Origin of the sequence: Acinetobacter sp. FDAARGOS_494 (assembly GCF_003812225.1) — a bacterium.
In the GTDB taxonomy this organism is placed as follows: domain Bacteria; phylum Pseudomonadota; class Gammaproteobacteria; order Pseudomonadales; family Moraxellaceae; genus Acinetobacter; species Acinetobacter baumannii.
In genome coordinates this window covers 1,818,459-1,838,237 of sequence record NZ_CP033866.1, presented here as the reverse complement: position 1 = coordinate 1,838,237, position 19,779 = coordinate 1,818,459, and the positions used below count along the sequence as shown (strand labels likewise).

At 38.8% G+C, this 19,779-nt stretch carries 20 protein-coding genes and 2 tRNA genes; 6 read left to right on the top strand and 16 right to left on the bottom strand.

Features of this window, described 5'->3' with window-relative positions:
* Nucleotides 1–164: 164 nt before the first annotated feature.
* Nucleotides 165–1,862, bottom strand: a complete 1,698-nt coding sequence (locus tag EG365_RS08865) for an NAD-dependent malic enzyme (protein WP_000623101.1) — start codon at nucleotides 1,860–1,862, stop codon at nucleotides 165–167.
* A 495-nt stretch (nucleotides 1,863–2,357) separates the two neighbouring features.
* Here EG365_RS08865 and argS point away from each other — a divergent pair, with 495 nt between their 5' ends.
* Both argS and EG365_RS08855 read left to right on the top strand, forming a co-directional pair.
* A complete protein-coding gene (argS, locus tag EG365_RS08860; RefSeq protein WP_001090284.1) occupies nucleotides 2,358–4,148 on the top strand; it encodes an arginine--tRNA ligase in 1,791 nt (596 codons plus the stop codon).
* A gap of 153 nt (nucleotides 4,149–4,301) precedes the next feature.
* Nucleotides 4,302–4,928 carry an SPOR domain-containing protein gene (locus EG365_RS08855; RefSeq protein WP_000467261.1) on the top strand — a complete coding sequence of 209 codons (627 nt, stop codon included), beginning with the start codon at nucleotides 4,302–4,304 and terminating at the stop codon, nucleotides 4,926–4,928.
* Between the two features lie 43 nt (nucleotides 4,929–4,971).
* Here the strand turns inward: EG365_RS08855 and EG365_RS08850 are convergent, their stop codons facing one another.
* From EG365_RS08850 to guaA, 7 genes are all read right to left on the bottom strand, one after another.
* Nucleotides 4,972–5,640, bottom strand: coding sequence for a glutathione S-transferase (locus EG365_RS08850; RefSeq protein ID WP_000626445.1), 669 nt, complete (start codon nucleotides 5,638–5,640; stop codon nucleotides 4,972–4,974).
* 112 nt (nucleotides 5,641–5,752) lie between these two features.
* Nucleotides 5,753–6,160, bottom strand: coding sequence for an OsmC family protein (locus EG365_RS08845; RefSeq protein WP_000127662.1), 408 nt, complete (start codon nucleotides 6,158–6,160; stop codon nucleotides 5,753–5,755).
* Nucleotides 6,157–7,104 carry a pirin family protein gene (locus tag EG365_RS08840; RefSeq protein WP_000069626.1) on the bottom strand — a complete coding sequence of 316 codons (948 nt, stop codon included), beginning with the start codon at nucleotides 7,102–7,104 and terminating at the stop codon, nucleotides 6,157–6,159. The genes EG365_RS08845 and EG365_RS08840 overlap by 4 nt, the downstream gene beginning before the upstream one ends.
* A gap of 156 nt (nucleotides 7,105–7,260) precedes the next feature.
* Nucleotides 7,261–7,566, bottom strand: a complete 306-nt coding sequence (locus EG365_RS08835) for a DUF3861 domain-containing protein (protein WP_000809281.1) — start codon at nucleotides 7,564–7,566, stop codon at nucleotides 7,261–7,263.
* Between the two features lie 60 nt (nucleotides 7,567–7,626).
* Nucleotides 7,627–8,154, bottom strand: a complete 528-nt coding sequence (locus tag EG365_RS08830) for a PadR family transcriptional regulator (protein WP_001249774.1) — start codon at nucleotides 8,152–8,154, stop codon at nucleotides 7,627–7,629.
* Nucleotides 8,155–8,375: 221 nt separating this feature from the next.
* Nucleotides 8,376–9,164 (bottom strand): ANT(3'')-II family aminoglycoside nucleotidyltransferase, encoded by a 789-nt coding sequence (locus EG365_RS08825; protein ID WP_001279061.1) that lies wholly within the window; start codon nucleotides 9,162–9,164, stop codon nucleotides 8,376–8,378.
* A gap of 65 nt (nucleotides 9,165–9,229) precedes the next feature.
* A complete protein-coding gene (guaA, locus tag EG365_RS08820) occupies nucleotides 9,230–10,798 on the bottom strand; it encodes a glutamine-hydrolyzing GMP synthase (protein ID WP_000210750.1) in 1,569 nt (522 codons plus the stop codon).
* Between the two features lie 387 nt (nucleotides 10,799–11,185).
* Between guaA and EG365_RS08815 the strand changes: the two genes are divergently transcribed.
* On the top strand, nucleotides 11,186–12,403 hold the full coding sequence (locus EG365_RS08815) for a DUF445 domain-containing protein (RefSeq protein WP_169518027.1): 1,218 nt from the start codon (nucleotides 11,186–11,188) through the stop codon (nucleotides 12,401–12,403).
* Between the two features lie 59 nt (nucleotides 12,404–12,462).
* On the opposite strand, the gene EG365_RS08810 is transcribed toward EG365_RS08815, so the two are convergent.
* A complete protein-coding gene (locus EG365_RS08810) occupies nucleotides 12,463–12,900 on the bottom strand; it encodes a DoxX family protein (RefSeq protein WP_000483005.1) in 438 nt (145 codons plus the stop codon).
* A gap of 193 nt (nucleotides 12,901–13,093) precedes the next feature.
* Here EG365_RS08810 and EG365_RS08805 point away from each other — a divergent pair, with 193 nt between their 5' ends.
* Nucleotides 13,094–13,735: a DedA family protein gene (locus EG365_RS08805; RefSeq protein ID WP_000421342.1), complete on the top strand. Its 642-nt coding sequence runs from the start codon at nucleotides 13,094–13,096 to the stop codon at nucleotides 13,733–13,735.
* A gap of 7 nt (nucleotides 13,736–13,742) precedes the next feature.
* On the opposite strand, the gene EG365_RS08800 is transcribed toward EG365_RS08805, so the two are convergent.
* The 5 genes from EG365_RS08800 to EG365_RS08780 form a co-directional block, all read right to left on the bottom strand.
* Entirely contained in the window at nucleotides 13,743–14,333 is a 591-nt protein-coding gene (locus EG365_RS08800) for a LysE family translocator (RefSeq protein WP_000573138.1), read from the bottom strand.
* Between the two features lie 215 nt (nucleotides 14,334–14,548).
* Entirely contained in the window at nucleotides 14,549–14,935 is a 387-nt protein-coding gene (locus EG365_RS08795) for a hypothetical protein (RefSeq protein WP_000677531.1), read from the bottom strand.
* 10 nt (nucleotides 14,936–14,945) lie between these two features.
* Complete coding sequence (locus tag EG365_RS08790; RefSeq protein WP_000957992.1) at nucleotides 14,946–15,788, bottom strand: ParA family protein; 843 nt, start codon at nucleotides 15,786–15,788, stop codon at nucleotides 14,946–14,948.
* 76 nt (nucleotides 15,789–15,864) lie between these two features.
* A complete protein-coding gene (locus EG365_RS08785) occupies nucleotides 15,865–16,257 on the bottom strand; it encodes a SirB2 family protein (protein WP_000338677.1) in 393 nt (130 codons plus the stop codon).
* 18 nt (nucleotides 16,258–16,275) lie between these two features.
* A complete protein-coding gene (locus EG365_RS08780) occupies nucleotides 16,276–16,584 on the bottom strand; it encodes a BolA family protein (RefSeq protein WP_000051231.1) in 309 nt (102 codons plus the stop codon).
* A 230-nt stretch (nucleotides 16,585–16,814) separates the two neighbouring features.
* On the opposite strand from EG365_RS08780, the gene EG365_RS08775 reads away from it, so the two are divergent.
* Nucleotides 16,815–16,890 (top strand) — tRNA-Gly (locus EG365_RS08775).
* A 45-nt stretch (nucleotides 16,891–16,935) separates the two neighbouring features.
* Nucleotides 16,936–17,011 (top strand) — tRNA-Gly (locus EG365_RS08770).
* 94 nt (nucleotides 17,012–17,105) lie between these two features.
* On the opposite strand, the gene EG365_RS08765 is transcribed toward EG365_RS08770, so the two are convergent.
* Both EG365_RS08765 and EG365_RS08760 read right to left on the bottom strand, forming a co-directional pair.
* Nucleotides 17,106–17,870 carry a 4'-phosphopantetheinyl transferase family protein gene (locus EG365_RS08765; protein WP_001286029.1) on the bottom strand — a complete coding sequence of 255 codons (765 nt, stop codon included), beginning with the start codon at nucleotides 17,868–17,870 and terminating at the stop codon, nucleotides 17,106–17,108.
* Nucleotides 17,863–19,728 carry an alpha/beta fold hydrolase gene (locus tag EG365_RS08760; protein WP_000369418.1) on the bottom strand — a complete coding sequence of 622 codons (1,866 nt, stop codon included), beginning with the start codon at nucleotides 19,726–19,728 and terminating at the stop codon, nucleotides 17,863–17,865. The genes EG365_RS08765 and EG365_RS08760 overlap by 8 nt, the downstream gene beginning before the upstream one ends.
* Between the last annotated feature and the right edge of the window lie 51 nt (nucleotides 19,729–19,779).

Below are 19,779 nucleotides of genomic sequence, written 5' to 3'. Positions count from 1 at the left end.
ACCATAGAAAAACTTATGAATAACTTATGATCATAGATTTATGATATGTATTTTATAAAAGGTGAATCATCTACTTTATATTTTAGAAAATTTAAAAATTATTTTAGCTAAATTAAGTTAATAAAAAAGGGAGTAATTTACCCCCTTTTTATATGTCCAAACTTTTAGAAAGGAATACGTTTATATTTACGGTATTCTGGTTTCCAGAACGATTGATCAATCTTCTGCTTAAGCAAATCATCACTAATAGTTACAGCCACACCATCTGCCATTGCAGCTTTTGCCACTTCAAATGCAATTACTTTAGACACTTGTTGAATTTCGCCTAAAGGTGGCAATAAGTCAGCTTGTGGATCTTTCAGCAACGGTGAACAGTCTGCCAAAGCACTACTTGATGCCATAAGCATGTTTTCTGTAACGCGTTTAGCACCTGATGCTACTACACCCAAACCAATACCAGGGAAGATATATGAGTTATTGCACTGTGAAATATTATAAAGCTTGCCGTGATGATTTACAGGTGCAAATGGGCTACCCGTTGCAATTAATGCTTTACCTTCAGTCCATTCCACAATATCCGCCGGTACTGCTTCTACACGCGAAGTCGGGTTAGATAACGGCATCACAATTGGTCGTTCACAATTGGCAGCCATGGTCTTAATGATTTCTTCAGTAAATAGGCCCGGCTGACCAGAAACACCGATTAATACTGTAGGCTTGGCATTTTTAACAACATCAAGCAGTGAAATCACTTCTTCAATATTGCCCCATTGGTCTACTACTTCAGCTTTTTGAGCTAACTTACGTTGGAAGTCTAATAGGTTTGGCTGATTTTCAGTAATCAAACCAAAACGATCTACCATGTAAACACGAGCACGTGCTTCAGCATCGGTTAGACCTTCTGAAACCATTTGTGCAACGATTTGCTCTGCAATACCACAACCAGCTGAACCTGCACCTAAGAAAGCAATTGTTTGGTCTTTTAATTGTTTACCTGCTGCACGGCTTGCAGCAATTAAACTACCAACAGAAACCGCTGCTGTTCCTTGAATATCATCATTGAAACAACAAATTTTATCGCGATATTTTTCTAAAAGTGGCATCGCATTTTTTTGTGCGAAATCTTCAAACTGGATGAGCGCTTTTGGCCAACGACGCTTTACAGCTTCAATCACCATATCTACAAAGTCATAATACTCATCACCACTAATACGTGGTTGACGCCATCCCATGTAGATCGGGTCATTTAATAATTGAGGGTTATTCGTCCCTACATCGATTGTGATTGGCAATGTGTAAGCAGGGCTAATACCACCACATGCGGTATACAGCGAAAGTTTCCCAATTGGAATACCCATGCCACCAATGCCTTGGTCACCAAGACCTAAAATACGTTCACCATCTGTAATCACGATGACTTTGACATTATTTTTATTAACGTTTTGCAAAATATCATCAATCACATCACGATCTGGATATGAAATGAAAACACCACGATGACGGCGATAGATATCAGAGAAACGTTGACATGCCTCACCCACAGTTGGCGTGTAAATAATTGGCATCATCTCTTCAAGATGATTTTCAATTAAGTGGTAGAACAGAGTTTCGTTGGTATCTTGGATATTACGTAAATAGATGTGCTTATTAATATCATCATTGAAAGCACAATATTGCTGATAAGAGCGTTGGCTTTGCTCTTCGATAGTTTCAATAATATGTGGAAGTAACCCGTGTAAGTTAAAGTTACTTCTTTCCTCTTGAGTGAAAGCGGACCCTTTATTCAAAAGGGGTAACTCTAAAAGTGTATAGCCTGCATAAGGGATATAAAGGGGATGTTTACTTGGGTGACCTGATATCATTGCCTATCTCATTTTCCAGCTTAGAACTCAGAAAAGTACAGTTTCAGCACTCTCTAAAGCTCATTGTATGCGTAAGCTTAAGACTATTTAATACAAAATAGGTATTTTAAACTGTGATATTGAAATTGAATACTATTTAGAAAAAACATATAACAAAATTAATATTAAAAATTAATTACTTACATTTTTATCTTTTTTTAAATTATTCTTTCTTAACTCTATATCTGACTTAGAATCTTATATTTTTACCCTGTCTTACATTTCCATAAAAAATACCAAGTGTTTTACTATCTTATAATTTCAAAAATATTACCTAAAAAGCCTGTATTTACGTATTTTTAGAATTTTACTAATTTTATTTTTTAATATTTACAAAAAAAATAGTTCCATGAAATTTCAAGAAAGAAATTAAATGAAAGCGTTAAATGCACTCCCCTAACTCATAGGAAATTTGCTATATTTGACGTTTTTCTGCGACATCTATTTTCGATTGATATGAATACGGCAATACAAGCAGCTCTCGACCATGCAGTGCAAACCCTTCAGCAAGAAGGTGTGCTTCCTTCGGATTGGAATAATTCAAGCAATTTAACACGCACCAAAGACCGAAGCCATGGCGATTTTGCTTCTAATATTGCCATGATCGGCTCTAAAGCTGCTGGTATGAAACCACGCGATTTAGCTGAGAAAATTCTAGCAGCGCTACCAGAAGTTGCAGACATCAGCAAAGCTGAAATTGCAGGCCCTGGTTTTATCAATTTCTTTTTAAATGCAGATCAACGTTTTGCAATTCTTGACCAGATTCAAGCTCAAAAAGAAAGCTTTGGTCGTAGCCAATCAAATGCAGCTAAAAAGATTCAAGTTGAATTTGTTTCTGCAAACCCGACGTCTAGCCTACACGTAGGTCATGGCCGTGGTGCTGCTTATGGTATGACTGTTGCAAACTTGCTTGAAGCAACAGGTGCTAAAGTTGACCGTGAGTACTACGTGAATGATGCTGGCCGTCAAATGGATATTTTGGCGACTTCTACTTATTTACGTTATTTGGAATTACTTGGACAAAACCTTGTATTCCCTAAAAATGCATATCAAGGCGATTACGTTAAAGAAATCGCACAAGGCATCATTGATAAAGATGGCGATGCTTACGTTCGTGAAGTTGCGAATGTTTATAAAGATGTACCAGAAGACGTGCAATATGCTGAAGAGCTAGATAGCGAAGGCAACAAAGTCGTATTATCTGGTGATAAAGAAAAACACATTGACGGTCTTATTGCCAACTCACAACAATTATTAGGTGAAGGCTACCGCGTATTCCATCAAGCAGCACTTCATGCCATTTTAGATGATATTAAAGATGATCTTGCTGACTTCGGCGTAACCTTTAACCAATGGTTTAGTGAAGCATCTCTTAGCGCAAAAATTGACGAAGCGTTAGAAACACTTGATCAACGCGGCTTCTTATATGAAAAAGATGGCAACATCTGGTTTAAATCGACTGAATTTGGTGATGAAAAAGACCGTGTTGTGAAGCGCCGTAATGGTCAAACGACTTACTTTGCATCTGACATTGCATATCACTTAAATAAACTACAACGTGGTTATACTGACCTTGTTGATATTTGGGGTTCTGACCACCACGGTTATATCTCTCGCGTAAAAGCTGCGATTGATGCAATGGGTTATGACTCGAAAAAATTAACTGTTCTTTTAGTTCAGTTCGTAAGCTTATGGCGTGGTGGTGAGATGGTTCAAATGTCATCTCGTTCAGGTCAGTTCGTGACTTTACGTGACTTGCGTAAAGAAGTCGGCAATGATGCAGCTCGTTTCTACTACGTGATGCGTAAAAGTGAACAACACATTGACTTTGACCTTGACCTTGCTGTTTCACAAAGTAAAGACAATGCGGTGTATTATATTCAATACGCTCATGCACGTATTTGCCGTATGCTAGAAAAAGCAGCAAGCACTGGCTTACAATTTGAAGTAAGTGCTGCTCGTTCACATGCTGCACGTTTATCACTTGATGCAGAAACTGAAATTCTTGCTAAACTGGCTGCATATCCAGACGTTGTGTTACGTGCTGCTAATGCATATGAACCACACCAAGTAGGTAACTACTTAAAAGAATTAGCTGCGCTATTCCACGGTTGGTACAATGAACACAAAGTTTTAAGTGATGATGCTGAACTTACACAAGCACGCTTATTACTTTCAATCAATGTACAGCAAGTATTGCGCAATGGCTTAGAATTACTCGGTGTTTCTGCACCTGAAGCCATGTAAGTTAGTGTTGGGGTGTTTGGTCAAAGCCATATACCCCTTCATGTTGTAAGAAATAACGCTTTGCAAGGAAATCTATCTATGCGAAGCGATGTTTTAAAGTAAACGAGAACTAAACTCGAAATAAAACAATCAAAATACAGAGGAATAATCCACGTGTTTGGCAAAACGCAACGCGGTGTATCTGAAAGACCTAACAAGCCTAAAAAGCCTTTAATTCCTAAATGGTTAGGGACACTTGTCGCTATTTTAGCGGTCTTATGTATCGCAGTAATGCTCATGCTTTGGAAACCGTGGCAACCTGTTTCCTCAAAAAACCAGATTACTTCTGAGCACTATAAAGAAGAAGAAACCAATAAAGATTACCGCTTTTATGATCTATTGCCTCAACAGCAGGTCACTCCTATTCCGGAACAGGCAATTCCAGAAAGTAAAAATCAGGGTACTGCTATGATTGTAGAAGCACCTAGTACAGCTCAACCTGCCGCTTCTGAACCTGCAAGTGTAAGCACTGACGACACGACTGACTCAACAGCTGCTATACCTCAACAACCAAATTATATTTTACAAGTTCGAAGCTATACTGACCCCGATCAAGCAGATGCTCGACGTGCAGAAATCATTTTAAATGGCTTATCGGCTGATGTAATTAAAAGCTCTGAGAATGGAAAAACTTGGTATCGTGTTATTTCTGGTCCATATGACACTCAAGAAGCTGCTCTCGCTGCTCAACAAACATTGCAGCATAGCGGTATTGACTCTATTGTGATTAAACGCAAATAAAGATTAAGTAATAAAAAAGGAACAAATATTTGTTCCTTTTCTTTTATATATCAGCACAATTTCTTTCGTTTGACCCTAAACCTTTCTGTCTCGCTTTTTGAAAAGCTGGTCTTTGTTGAATCCGATGTAAGAATGCTTGAATATGCGGATATTTACCTTGAAGACGTGACTGTAAAGCCTCTAGTGGAAAACTCATTTGAATATCTGCAAATGAAAAATCCCCCGCAAAATATTCATGCTCAGCCAAATAATTTTCTAAAAAACTAATATGGTCTTTCATACGTGGACGAACAAAATTTGCTTTAACCCCTTCTGTAATTTTCTTTGCCACAGGCTGAATTAGCCAAGGTACATGTTTATTGACGTTGTTCATGACCAAAGTCATCACTAATAACGGCATAAGTGAGCCTTCGGCATAGTGCATCCAGTAAATATACTGCTGTAAATCCTGAGCTTGCTTAGGTTTAAACTGCTGCTTTTGATCATATCGCTGCTGCAAATACTCTAAAATAACAGCCGATTCCGCGATAACTTGCTCATCATCTGTCAAAATAGGTGCCTTGCCAAGCGGATGAATACATTTCAATGTTTCTGGTGCTGAATAGTTCGGAAGACGCTGATAAAAATGAATATCATAATCCAAGCCTAACTCTTCTAAAGCCCATAAAATCCGAAACGATCGCGAACATTCCAGGTGGTGTACACTAATCATGGTATTGCCTACTTTTATTTTTCTTTTTTACATAAAAAACAGCATGTGAACATGCTGTTTTATTCCATTTGTGGGATGGATATAAATCATCCACCGCAACAAAATAGCATTTTTATGCTGTAACAAGCACAGTATGAATGTCTAAACTACGTAACAAAGTTTTAGTGACTGGAGTTTTACTGCATATCGTTAAGATTTTTTGCTGAAGTTCTTCGTTTGGAAGTTCTTTAAAAACAATACGACGCTCGATATGTTCTTCATGCTCTCGGTTGGTATGAAAATCAATTTCAACCGAGTACTCACCAAAATCATAACCCTTATGTTTTGCATACATTCTTAAAGTAATAAGTGTACATGCTGCTAGACTTCCGGTAAGCAAATCATAAGGTGCAGGCCCTTGGTCATGCCCTTCTAGCTTTTCAGGCTCATCACAAAAGTATTGATGACGGCCGCTGGTAATTTCACCTTTCCATTGTTCTGCAAGAGGCTTTGCTTTACTGCTCGCAATTACTGCTGTCATTTTGATGCTCTCATTTGATCTGGAAGAACTGGTGCTTCTAAGCGGGCACCCACATAATCTGGAATTTCACCAAAACGCACGTCATGATTAACCCATTGCTCACGTGCTTCTTTTAAATCGTCCATCGTACGTGCAACGAAATTCCACCATAATAAGATCGGAGTTTCAAAAGGTTCACCACCGATTAATAGCACACGGTTCCCTTTCTTTACTTCAATCTCAATTTCGTTCAAACCTGTATCTAATACAACCATATTGTCAGCAGTAAGTTCATGGCCATTCACATGAGCTACGCCATCTAATGCCATAAAACCATATTCAAATTCAGGATTTAGTGGAATACGTGTTTTAGTATCTTGGGTAGCAATGAGATCAACCCCTACTAACGGTGTATGAACCACAACTGGAGAAGTCGTCTCTAAATATTCACCCACCAGTACAGTAAATTCCAGACCGTCTTTTTCAACAACAGGAAGATCGGGATAATGTTCAAATTTCGGATCCATGTTGCGCTTATGGTCCGGTAAGGCGATCCAGAGCTGTGCCGCATGCATTTGAGTTTCAGTATCAGGTGCAACCTCGGTATGAGAAATACCATGTCCTGCTGTCATCAAATTTACCTGTTTAGGGCGAATTAATTGCTTTGACCCTAAACTATCGGTATGCATCATGGTCCCTTCAATCATCCAAGTGAAGGTTTGCAAACCAATATGTGGATGAGGTCCTACATCTAAACCATTGCCGGCAGGAAATGTTACTGGTCCTGCATGATCTAAAAAGCACCATGCCCCAATCATTCTTTTTTGTCGACTAGGTAAAGCCCGCTTAATCACCGTCCCCTGTCCAATTTCGGCAGAGCGAATTGGAAATTCCTGAATAAATTGATTGGCAAATTTTTCGCAATCCTTTGAATCCGAAATATCGTAATCGTTATTATTGCTCATGATATTACTCTCTTTTACCTATGCTTTTGCAATGAGTCGTTATACTGATCTTAACAATACACTCATTATTCAATATAGTCTTTTAGTAATACACAGGGTGCTATGAATGAGACAATCAATTTTTAACAATCGAAAATTTAAAGGTATATGGCCAACTTAAGGTGATTGAGTCTTAACTTGTTGTTTTAAATTTTTCATAAATTGTCCAAACTGTGGCAAGAATTCTTGAAACAATGGATGGTCTCGATTCTCTAACATGACTTCACTAAATAACTTTAGACCGACTGCAAAAGACTTTGTGGTTTGATCATCAAAAAATTCTGCTTTCTTTAACTTTTCAACAATCTCAAAAATATCGTCATGATTACCAGTATAGAACTCGAGCCTTTCCGTATAGGTAGAAACTTCCCCTTTGGCATCTTTTAAATGTTGTACCGTAACGTGATATTGATGCTGTTTCATACATAAACCCTCTATTAAAGTTGATAGTTTTTAGATAATTTCAACCTGTTTAAGACCCACCTATAGGCGCCCAATCGCAACAGCAGCCTGATCAATTTTTTCAGCAATTTGATAGATCTGCTCTTGCTTCAACTCAGTGGTATTCAATTTCAAACGTAAAGCCGTCTTTAAGTTTTCCATGGCACGGTGAATTTCGATTAATTGATCATTACTGTGAATTTCACGTCTCAAACGCAATTTCTCTAACAACCCACTTAGCTTGTCTTGGTGTTCATTTAAATAAGCTTCCCCAAATTCCGTAATTTGATATTGTTTACGCTCTACATCTAGCAAGTTAATGAGGTTCATTTCTTCCAGGCTGGTTAAAGTCGGATAGATTGTTCCTGCACTTGGTGTATAGCCATCGCCTACCAAATCACTTATTTCTTTAATAATTTCATAACCATGCTTAGGACTTTGCTGAATAAGATGAAGGACTAAAAGTTTCATACGTCCAGCTTCAAAAAGTCTCCCACGACGCCCCGAACGGTGATGGGCGTGATGATGGTCATTATGTTCAGCATGATGATGTTCTGATTGTTGTCTCATCTTTGGAGGTTCCCTGATATACTAATTTATAACCATTAAGATATATCTTAATATATCTTTTATCAAGAAAAAGTAATAAAAGCCAACCTATTGCTTTGATAATTATTAAAATTAATATTATTTTCTTTAAACACTAAGTAATAAAAAAAGAGTGCTTAAGCAATCTTATATAGCCGTATGTTTAGTAAAGTCGGTAAAAAAAGCCAGAATCTAAAAAATTATTATGTGATCAAATTTCTTTTCTGCTCAAACTGCTCTTCAATTTTTGAACTCAGAAAATTAACAATAGGCTGCAAAGCATAATGTTCCTCTTGCCAATTTTGCTTGCCGATTTCCCCTCTATATTCCTGTATAAGCCGCTGCAATACGAATTTCTGCTCAGGAGGAAGCTGAGACTTAACCCATCGTGCTGCATTGTCTTTTGAAGCAATATCCTTCATGACTAAACTAAAATAGATCCGGCATAAAGCTAAAATCTGGTTTCTTTCATCTGCATCTTCATCCCAATGCGCTACAATTTCAGGGTAAGTGTCAGACATTGCTTGCCATAGTTCTTGATCAGAAATTTCAGGTGCCCATTGGTCTAAAGCTGGACCAAATAAAACTGCATGATGAAATCTCGCTTTTCTAAGCAATATACTAATATCTGGGTCTTTCTGCGAACTTAATGTTCCACCTTCTTTAAGTTCTTCACGTAGCCATTCACCAAACTGCATTTCATAACTTAAAGGATAATTTCCAGACTGAATCTCGTCTTTTAATAAAATAGTAACTTCTAATGGTCTTTGTAATTCTCCAACAGGCTGTGAAATTTTTAGTAATTCTTGTGCAAGCTGCTCGCGTAAAGCAGATGTTAATGGTTGAGTAACCACGACCAGAACATCAAGGTCACTTTCTGGCCCTAAGCCACCATCAACAGCTGAACCATAAAGATAGATTGCAAATAATGATTCCGCTAAAAGTTGCTGTAATTTTTCTTGTAGATATTCTAACTGAATGAAATCAGACATCTCTCACCTCCTTCGGAAGAAACAGATATAAAAAACGCAGGATTTAATCCTGCCTTTTCATTTGATTATTCCCACTCAATCGTTGCTGGTGGTTTAGATGACACGTCGTATACCACACGTGATACATCTTTAATTTCGTTCATAATGCGTGTTGAGATTTTATCAACCAATTCGTATGGTAAATGTGCAAAACGAGCTGTCATAAAGTCAACTGTTTCAACTGCACGAAGCGCAATCACCCATGCATAACGGCGGCCATCACCGACTACACCCACTGATTTAACAGGTTGGAAGACAGCAAATGCTTGAGCTGTTTTATCATACCAACCGCTGTCACGAAGCTCTTGCATAAAGATATCATCAGCAAGACGAAGAATATCTGCATATTCTTTTTTCACTTCACCCAAAATACGAACGCCTAAACCTGGGCCCGGGAATGGATGACGGTAGATCATGCTATGTGGCAAGCCAAGTGTAGTACCTAATTTACGTACTTCATCTTTAAACAAGTCACGTAAAGGCTCAACCAATTCAAATGCTAAATCGTCTGGTAAACCACCCACATTGTGGTGAGATTTAATAACGTGTGCTTTACCTTGTTTGCTTGCAGCAGATTCAATTACGTCTGGGTAAATTGTACCTTGCGCCAAGAATTTCACGCCATCAAGTTTACGTGCTTCTTCAGCAAATACTTCAATAAACTCACGACCAATAATTTTACGCTTCGCTTCAGGATCGGTAACGCCAGCTAGAGCATTTAAGAAACGTGCTTCTGCATCTGCACGAATAACACGAATACCCATGTTTTCAGCAAACATTTGCATCACTTGGTCACCTTCGTTTAAACGAAGCAAACCATTATCAACAAATACACATGTTAATTGATCACCAATCGCTTTGTGTAAAAGTGCAGCAACAACAGATGAGTCAACACCACCAGAAAGGCCTAAAAGTACTTTCTCGTTACCAATTTGCTCACGTAACTGCTCTACACGCAAATCGATGATGTGTTCAGGTGTCCAAAGGCCACCACATCCACAAATTTTGTGAACGAAATTAGAAAGTAGCTCTTCACCTTTTGCCGTGTGTGTTACTTCTGGGTGGAACTGAACACCGTAAAAACGGCGTGTTTCATCACTTACAGCAGCAACTGGACAGCTTGGTGTGCTTGCAGTAATCGTAAAACCTTCTGGAATCTGGCTCACTTTGTCGCCGTGGCTCATCCAAACGTGTAGTTGGTTTTCGCGGTCTTGTAAGTTGCCAATAAGTTGGTCACGTTTAACGATATCAACTTCAGCATAACCAAACTCATGTACAGTACCCGGCTCAACTTTACCGCCTAACTGTTCAGACATGGTTTGTAAACCATAGCAAATACCCAATACTGGAACGCCTAATTCAAACACCACTTGCGGTGCGCGAGGGCTGCCCTCTTCATGCACACTCTCAGGTCCACCTGATAAAATGATACCGTTTGGCTTAAAAGCACGGATGTCTTCTTCAGACATATCAAAGGCATACATTTCAGAGTAAACACCAGCTTCACGTACACGACGTGCAATGAGCTGACTATATTGAGAGCCGAAATCCAGGATCAGGATACGATCTTCAGTAATTTGAGTATTGGTAGTCATGACAAACCACTAAATGGCAAAAGAATTAAGCGCGCCATTTTAACATTTTTCACGCTTCGACGCACCGCAAATCATCATATATCTTATTTTTTTCATATTAGAATCATTTTAATAGTTAGAATAATCGATATAAAATATTATTTATTTATATTTATCAATACCCTAAAAGTTACTTTAGAACTTCATGCACATTGATAAATTCATCACATTCTATGCAACATCATAATGAATTTGATGTTAAGATGACCCGATAAAACAGGCATTACCATGGAAAGGTAAATACCATTAAGCGATATTTGTCTGACCTTAAACAGTTATCCGTTTTTTATGGCTTGTTGCCCCATATCAAAATCAATAGAAATCTAAGGAACAACAATGCTTCAAACTATGATTGCAGATTTCCAGCAACATTTTTGGTTGTATGTCTCTATTCCTTTCATGAGTGGTTTAATTGGCTATGTCACTAAAGTGATTGCCATTCAAATGATGTTTTCACCACTTGAATTTAAAGGTATTAAACCGTTTTTTGGCTGGCAAGGTATTGTGCCTCGTAAAGCCGAAAAAATGGCAACGACTGCTGTAGAGCTTATGACGGCTAAGCTCATTAAGCCCGAAGAAATTTTTGCTCGCCTTGACCCAAAGCGTATTGCTAAAGAAATTGAAAAACCATTAATGGCAGCAGCAGAAGATATTACCCGTGAGGTTGCTCAAGAATATCAACCAGGCTTATGGGAAGGCATGCCTGAGTTTGCCCGCCAAAGACTGATCCGCAGAGTGCAATCAAAAGCCCCGGAAATTGTCGAGCACATCATGAGTGAAGTGCAACGTGACGTAAATCGATATTTTGATATTAAACATTTGGTCATTAGTAATTTACTTAAAGACAAACGCCTACTGAACAATATTTTTAAACGTGTAGGCAAACAAGAGTTTAAGTTTTTCAGTAACGTTGGTTTTGTATTTGGTTTTGGTATTGGTGTGATCCAGATGCTCTGCTGGATTGTCACACAAGGAAAATATCCTTGGATGCTACCTCTGTTTGGCGGATTTGTAGGTTTTTTTAGTGACTGGATTGCCCTACAAATGATGTTTAGACCCCTCTATCCGAAAAAAATATTGGGCTATACATGGCAAGGTCTATTTATTAAACGTCAAAATGAAGTGGCAGCTGACTATGCAGCTTTAATTTCCAAACAACTTTTGACTTCACGCCATATGATGGAAGAGTTGTTTTCAGGGACTCACTCTGCACGTGTTATTGAGCTGGTTAACCGTCATGTCAAACAGGAAATTGACATGCAAGCAGGTGTAATCCGCCCCCTCGTTGTTTATGCAATTGGTGGAGAAAAATACCAGAATATGAAAACTCAGGTTGCGGAACGTATCATGCAGCAACTTCCAGAGACCATGAAATATGTTGAGTCTTATGCAGAAGATGCCATGAATATTCGCAATACCCTGATTGAGCGTATGCAGAAATTAACGCCTTCGGAATTTGAAGGTATGCTACGTCCAGCCTTTAAAGAAGATGAGTGGGCACTCATTGCAGTAGGCGCAGTACTTGGTTTTGTTGTTGGTGAGCTACAAATCCAGTTTATGCTTTAATTTTTAAATATAAAAAAACCGGATGAATGAATCATCCGGTTTTTATTTTGCTTTAGATATTATTTTTCAATTGCATGGTCGAGGCTAATACGTCCAGCACCGTGAAGCATCAAGAAGAATAAACCACCTGCCATTGCAAGATTTTTCATAAAGTGGATGCCATTGTTATATTGTGCTGCTGCATCAGCCCCACCTTGGTGAAATAAGAACGCAGTTAAGATGCTAAAGATTCCAAGACCAAAAGCTGCGAAACGTGCTTGGAAACCAAATAACAACGCTAAACCACCACCGAACTCAACCAGAATAACTAATGGTAGAAGTCCACCTGGAACGCCCATTGCTTCCATATATCCTGCAGTTGCTGCATAACCGGTAATTTTCCCCCAACCAGCAGCAAGAAAGATATAAGCGATAAGAAGACGAGCAACAAGGCTAATAAAACTGTCTGCGCCTAGTTGCGTCACGATATTTTTGACCACCACATTTGGATTAAACATATTGCCACCTTTATTTAATGCTTATTTGTTGATGAACTCATTCTAGGTTTGGGACATTGATAATTAAATACTCAAAATCCATATATATCGTTGCACAAATAGGATGATCAATTTGTATATTTTTGATGTTTTATACTGACTTTCTATAGGCTCGCTGCTAGGATTTGAGCACGGTTTACCACTTAATCATCTCATGGAACTTCTTGATTTTATTCTACACGTTGATCAGCATCTCGCCGAATTTATCACAAATTACGGGACGTGGATTTATGGCATTTTATTTTTAATTATTTTTGTCGAAACCGGTTTAGTGGTTATGCCGTTCTTACCGGGTGACAGCTTACTGTTCGCAGCAGGTGCTTTAGCAGCTTCTACAGGCACAATGGACCCTTGGTTACTGGGCATTCTACTCTTCATTGCCGCGGTTTTAGGCGATACAGTGAACTATCATATTGGACGTTTTATCGGTCCACGTGTATTTGAGATGAATTCACGCTTTATTAATAAGCAACATTTAATTAAGACTCAAGAATTCTTCGCCCGTCATGGTGGCAAGACTATTATTTTTGCACGTTTCATTCCATTTGCTCGTACCTTTGCACCTTTCGTTGCTGGCGCTGGCAGCATGAATTATAAGTTTTTCTTAACTTATAACATAATTGGCGCATTCTGTTGGGTAGCTTCTTTTGTCACTTTAGGCTATCTCTTCGGTGGACATCCACTTGTAAAAGATAACTTTACCCACCTTATTTTTGGCATCATTATTATTAGTATTTTACCGGGTGTGATCGGCTTCATACGTCAAAAGCTAAAAAACCGAAAAGCTAACGTTTAAAGACCAATTAGAAAAAACGGAATACCACCGGAAGCATACATAAAATAAGTAACATGGCCGATCCTTTATATAGATGATCGGCCTTTATTTTTTTCATTGATCCCGTCAATAAAGCACGTCCGAAAAACATCCAGAAACTTGCTGCTGGAATAAGAATCAAAGTAAAAGCAGCCAGAACCATGAGAAAATTTTCAGGCGAATTCCATGTTTCAGTGGGGAAAATACCTGCGGCAAAAAGTAAAGACTTAGGATTTTTTAAAGTTGAGAAGAATAATTGACGTGGGCGAATATTACGATGATTTTGGCTAAATTGTTGTAAATGCTTAGTTTTCCATAAACGGAATGCCATCCAGAATACATATAATACGCTAGTGATGTGCAAAATAAGCAGTAGTGCAGGCCAAACCGGATCTGCCAAATGAATGAACACTGCCCAAAAACTAATGCCATAAGCGTAGCCCAACCATTCCATTGGAATAAGCCAGAATGTTTTAGATAAACCTTGTGAGTGAGCGGCGGTTGCAAGTAATGCGTTTGTCGGGCCCGGAATAAGTAAAACAGCCAACATTGCTAATACAAAAAACCAGCTCTCAATCATATAATTTCCACATTAGTAAAGATGCGGCAACATTAAACGAAATGGGCAAAATATAGCAAGTTTAGAGCGTATTCTGATTAGAAAGAATACAAGTTATTCTAAGGCTTATATTTAAAAAATTATTGATTTATAATAATTTTATTATGAAACATTTTGCTAAACTTTATTCATCACAATATGCAATTAGTTAGCATATTGTGATGCAAAACCGATGATTAATTCGTCTTTTTCCGAACAATAATTGGACAATTCTTAAACTGAGCAGCCTGAACAATGGCTTCTTGTTGACCTAATACACGTGAAAGTTCGGTGTTTTTGGTTGAAGAAGATTGTCCCATATTGACAGAGATGGATGGGCCGAATCCCCAACCGCCTCGTCCCCAGCCACCGCCAAGCCCGAGTCCAACACCCATACCTGTACTTTTTGGTGTCTGTACACCATTGTCGATATATTGTTGAATACGGTTATATTCACTTTGTAGTTGCTGGCAACTCAAAGATTGATACTGCGTCGGAGACACATAAGTCGGTTTTACCGTTGTAGCACAAGCGCTCAATAGTAAAGTGGCCGCTGCCAAAGGCACAATATATAAGCCTTTCATCATTTTTCTCTTATCGTTTTGGTTCAATTTCGCTGAACAATGCCTCATAAGACTGAGTCAATTTGTGTTCTGGCGCTAAGTGAGCCAAAGGTAAATTTTTCTGATGTGATTCTTTCATCAAAATCGAAGGCGGTAACATGCTATTGAGCACGGGTAACCCTTCATCTTTTAACTGTTGAACCACTTCCCGAGGTAGTTTTGCTTGGGACTGGAACTGATTCACCACAATTCCTTCAATTTCCAAGCGATCATTATGATCATCTTGCGTTTCGAGAACATTTTCAATCAATGTTTGTAAAGCACGCTTTGAAAAGACATCACAGTCGAAAGGAATCAGAACCTTATCTGCTGCAATTAATGCAGACAATGTGAAAAAGTTAAAGGCTGGAGGTGTGTCAATATAAATGCGGTCATAGCGCCCAACCAAGCTTTGAATAGAGTCACGCAATTTATAAATTTTATGTTTGCTTTCAAGTGCATGTTCAAGAGTACCGAGCGTAGGGCTAGCCGGAAGCACATCTAATTTTGCAAAGGATGTAGAGTGTACAAAACTGTCGAGATCTTTGTTGCGTGGAGCTTTTAGAATTGAGCCCAGTGCGTTCCCAATTAAACCTTTTTGTTGATTATTTCCCAACACATCTTCAAAGAAGTTTTCAATATTTGGTTCTAAAACTGCTTTATCAGCAGCGTATGTTGCTTCTTCGCCTAAAAGGTATTGGCTTGAGTTGGCTTGAGGATCAAGATCGATAACCAAGGTCCTTAAGCCATGTTTGGCGCTAATGGCAGCCAAATTTACAGTAATACTTGATTTCCCTACACCGCCTTTTTGGTTAAACACCACACGAGTTAGCATGTTTCCCTCTACATATTTTTTTACTGTATGCAGTTTAACCTAGAGCTTACGCAAAAAGGCAAAGAATGTAGAACAATTAAGCAAAAACAGGTTTCACTATCACCAAAATAATAATGGCAACAAATGCGATTGCACTAATGACTAAACCCGCACGGCGCTGAGCTAGTAAAATAGTGTCATCCTTTTTAAAGGCTTTCATTAAAGATGATAAAAGCACTAAAAATAAGATAATTTTAGCGTAGAACCATGGCTGTACCTGAAAGTTCTTCATCACCAGTAAAATTGCTCCGGTAATGAAAACCACGGTAAATGACAAATGCTGTAAAGCAACTAAAACTTTACGCCCTGCTGGGTTAGGTTGTTCACCTTGTACACCAATAAATAGTGTTGAAGCGCGTAATACAAAAACCATAAGTGCAGCTGCTACCGCAGTCATATGGATAATTTTAGTGAGTAAATGTGCATCCATAAACTAAGCCCTTAGCTTTTAGCTTTTAGGTGCATGTGCACATTCTGGACTCGCTGGCGCTTGGCCTTGCCACTCACTTGGTAAATAAGCGTGGATTGCTAAAGCATGAATTTGTCCTGGATTCATTAAATCAGAAGCCAAGGCATAAACTTTTTGATGACGCTGAACCAAACGCAAGCCGTTAAATTCTTCACTCACCACAATCACTTTAAAGTGGGATTCTTTACCAGGAAAATAACCACCGTGGCCGGCAGACTCATTAATGACTTCTAAATAGCTAGGTGCAAGGGTCTGTAACCGTTCAATCAACTGTTGTTCAAGGCTCATAGCTTTTCCTTTTACGATTATTCGTATATTTAGACCTAGTATACCCTGTCTACACACAAACAAAAGTTGCTCTTGTACGCTTTAACTTCAAACAAAATGTCTATTTATTCGGCAACTTATCAATAAAAATAACTCTAAATGCTCATTTCTGTTTTTATTTTATGCAATCAGCATAATTATTTGCATAAAGTTGTTGACCCTTGTTTTGCTTAATGTATTATAAGCGGCACGCGGGAATAGCTCAGTTGGTAGAGCATAACCTTGCCAAGGTTGGGGTCGCGAGTTCGAGTCTCGTTTCCCGCTCCAGATTGGTTTTTTTTGAGAAAGTTTTAGTAAAAACTGCTCATATATGCGGGAATAGCTCAGTTGGTAGAGCATAACCTTGCCAAGGTTGGGGTCGCGAGTTCGAGTCTCGTTTCCCGCTCCAAATTCAAAAGGCACTTATCGGAAGGTAAGTGCCTTTTTCTTTTGATCTGTTTATATATTTAGAATTTCAAAATCACTCATTGCCTTGATTTAAGTTAGTTATGTTCGCAAGGTTCTAGAGTTATTCGATGTGTAGATATATAAGGTAATAATTGAAAACAATCTATATTAAAGCTTTCTAGGCAATGACTCTGCTGTAAACATAGGGAAAAGATAAAACTATAATTGTAGATATAACTTTTAAAATGATACTGCTCGGTTCTTTGCACATCATTATTGGTTAAATCGAAAAATTGTATATGTTCAGGTGATACATGAAAGTTGAGCTTCTTTAAATGACGGCTCATTCCTTCACCAGTACATTTAATATAGGATTCTTTTAAGGTCCATATTTGAAAAAAACGCTGATATACACTAGTTGGATTAGTCCATTCATTTTGCTGAATCCATTCAATTTCACTTGGCGCTAACACGCTATCGACACGCCTCCATTCGAACTCATGGTCCATTCTTTCAACATCGACTCCTATTTCTCCTTTTTCTGTCACAGCAAAGACAATAAAGTCCGCTGAGTGACTAAGATTAAAATAAATAGCCTTATTGCCTCGTACAAAAGGTTTGCCGTTAGGTTGTAATTGAATGATGACCTCATGGGGCAAGATACCCAACTTATCTGATAAAACAGACTTCATTAACACACGAGAAATTAAGAAAAGTCGCGCTACATGAGGATGATATTGATCATATCTCAGCTTTTCTGCCGCATTGAGAAAGCTGAGATAATGACTCAATATGAGATGGTTGTTTGGTACCCGTGAAATGGGGCAAACATAAACCTGTACGTTCGCTACATCAGACATCACTAAGCTGTGCTGTAGTGCTGATGTACTTTGTCAGAACTGGTGTAAGGTGATCATAAACCGCTTCTACATGGGTAACGTGTGGATTATGACCTGCACCAGCGATGATATGTACCGGGATATCTGGACTGATTGGGGTAACAATTGGATCTTTCTCTCCCACAATAATCTCGATTTTAGATCGAAGCTCAGAAAGCAAAGCTGTCTGTGCTGCGCGCTGCTGCGGCAAATTAATGTGGTGCATGTACTCACTAATATGCTTAGACACTGACATGCGACGTAGTGAATCCATCGCATATCTCACTGACAGATTTTGTTGCCCCTCTGGATGTAAATCTTTAGCAATCACATCTTTCGGCACAAAACGGAAAATGAGTTTAGATATCGCTTGTATCTGAAACATTTTTGCAGCCTGTGCCTGAACAAAATAAGGCGATATAAGGATAAGGCGTGCAACTTTATCTGGATATTTCTTTGCAAGATTTAATGCAAAAAGACATCCTAATGAGTGGGCAATCACTACACTATTTGGTGCCAAAAGCTCTGCCGCAGTATCAATAAATTGATGGTTATTATCTTCCATCATTTCATAACTACCTGAACGCCCAAGTCCCGGTAAGTCCATCATAGCGACCTGATCATAAGTAATTTTATTGATGATTGGAGACCAACATGCACTATCAAATGGAATGCCGTGTAAAAATAATGCAGAAACTTTTTCTGAACCAACTGGCTGGTTAGTATAAATTTCTGTCCAATAACGGTTCTGATAGCTAAAAGAATTAGGTGTTGGTACTTGCATACGACCAAAACGTGTAAACACCAAGCGATCAATCCAACGAGAAAAATAAGGCATGATACTGATCAAGTCTGCGATGCCCATCTTCGCCGCCATCGCCTCTGCCCCAGCAACATGGTAGTGCTCGGTAGAAATGAAAGAAAGTTGCTCTTTAGAACCGTCAAGTAATACCTCTGGTAATTTCTCGAGCAAAACTTTAGGTATTTGTAAATGTGGTGAGCTAACTCCCAAATGCTCAGCAGCTAGGTGAACTAGGCGATGAAATTTGGGTGTCGCAGGATCAAGCAGCATATATTCCTGAGCAATAGTTTCAGGATAAGACATCGTTCGGATCAAAAAGCTCACGATATACTGCATATTGCATAGAGGTAGGAATGTGTCACGACCACCTGGTAATGCCAGTAAACGTCCCTGATAGAGCTTACCAATCATGTCAGCAATACCAATATATTGCATATCGCCATAATTATAAAAACCATCAATGACTGTCGCCGGATTTATTGCAGTCCATGGCACATTTAAACGCTTACAAGCCTCGATGAAAGCTTGATGCCCTAGAATTTTAGAAGCCTCATAACCACCATGTTTGCAATACAATTCATCAGCCGATTCTTGCGGCGGCGCAGCCACACGATACCCACCAATCCAGATAAATCGCTCAAGCTGCTTCAATGTTGCAGCCCACTCAATCAAAGCAAGCCCTGATTTAATATTGGTACGCTCAGCTTCAGCTTTGCTAATGCCCCAATTAAATGATGCTGCGAGATGATAAATTACATGGATTTTTGTCTGGGCGTCCGATAATAGAGAGTCCAGCTTAAAATCGCGGCTTAAATCATATTCAACAAAAGATATAGATGGATCAGCCAGCCCTTGGGTTGCAATGAAACCTAATAGCTTATCTTTCTTGGTTGCGGCATTACGCAGCGCAGCAATCACCTGATGACCTTCACGCAGAAGTTCAACGATCAATCTGCTACCAATAAAACCTGCTGCACCTGTTACTAATATGGTCTTCCGTGAAAAATTATCTTTTTTTGCGTTATTTAAATTATCCATAAATCACCTTATTAGGTGCTGGGCACTCCAGCATTGTTTTTGAAGCGAGTT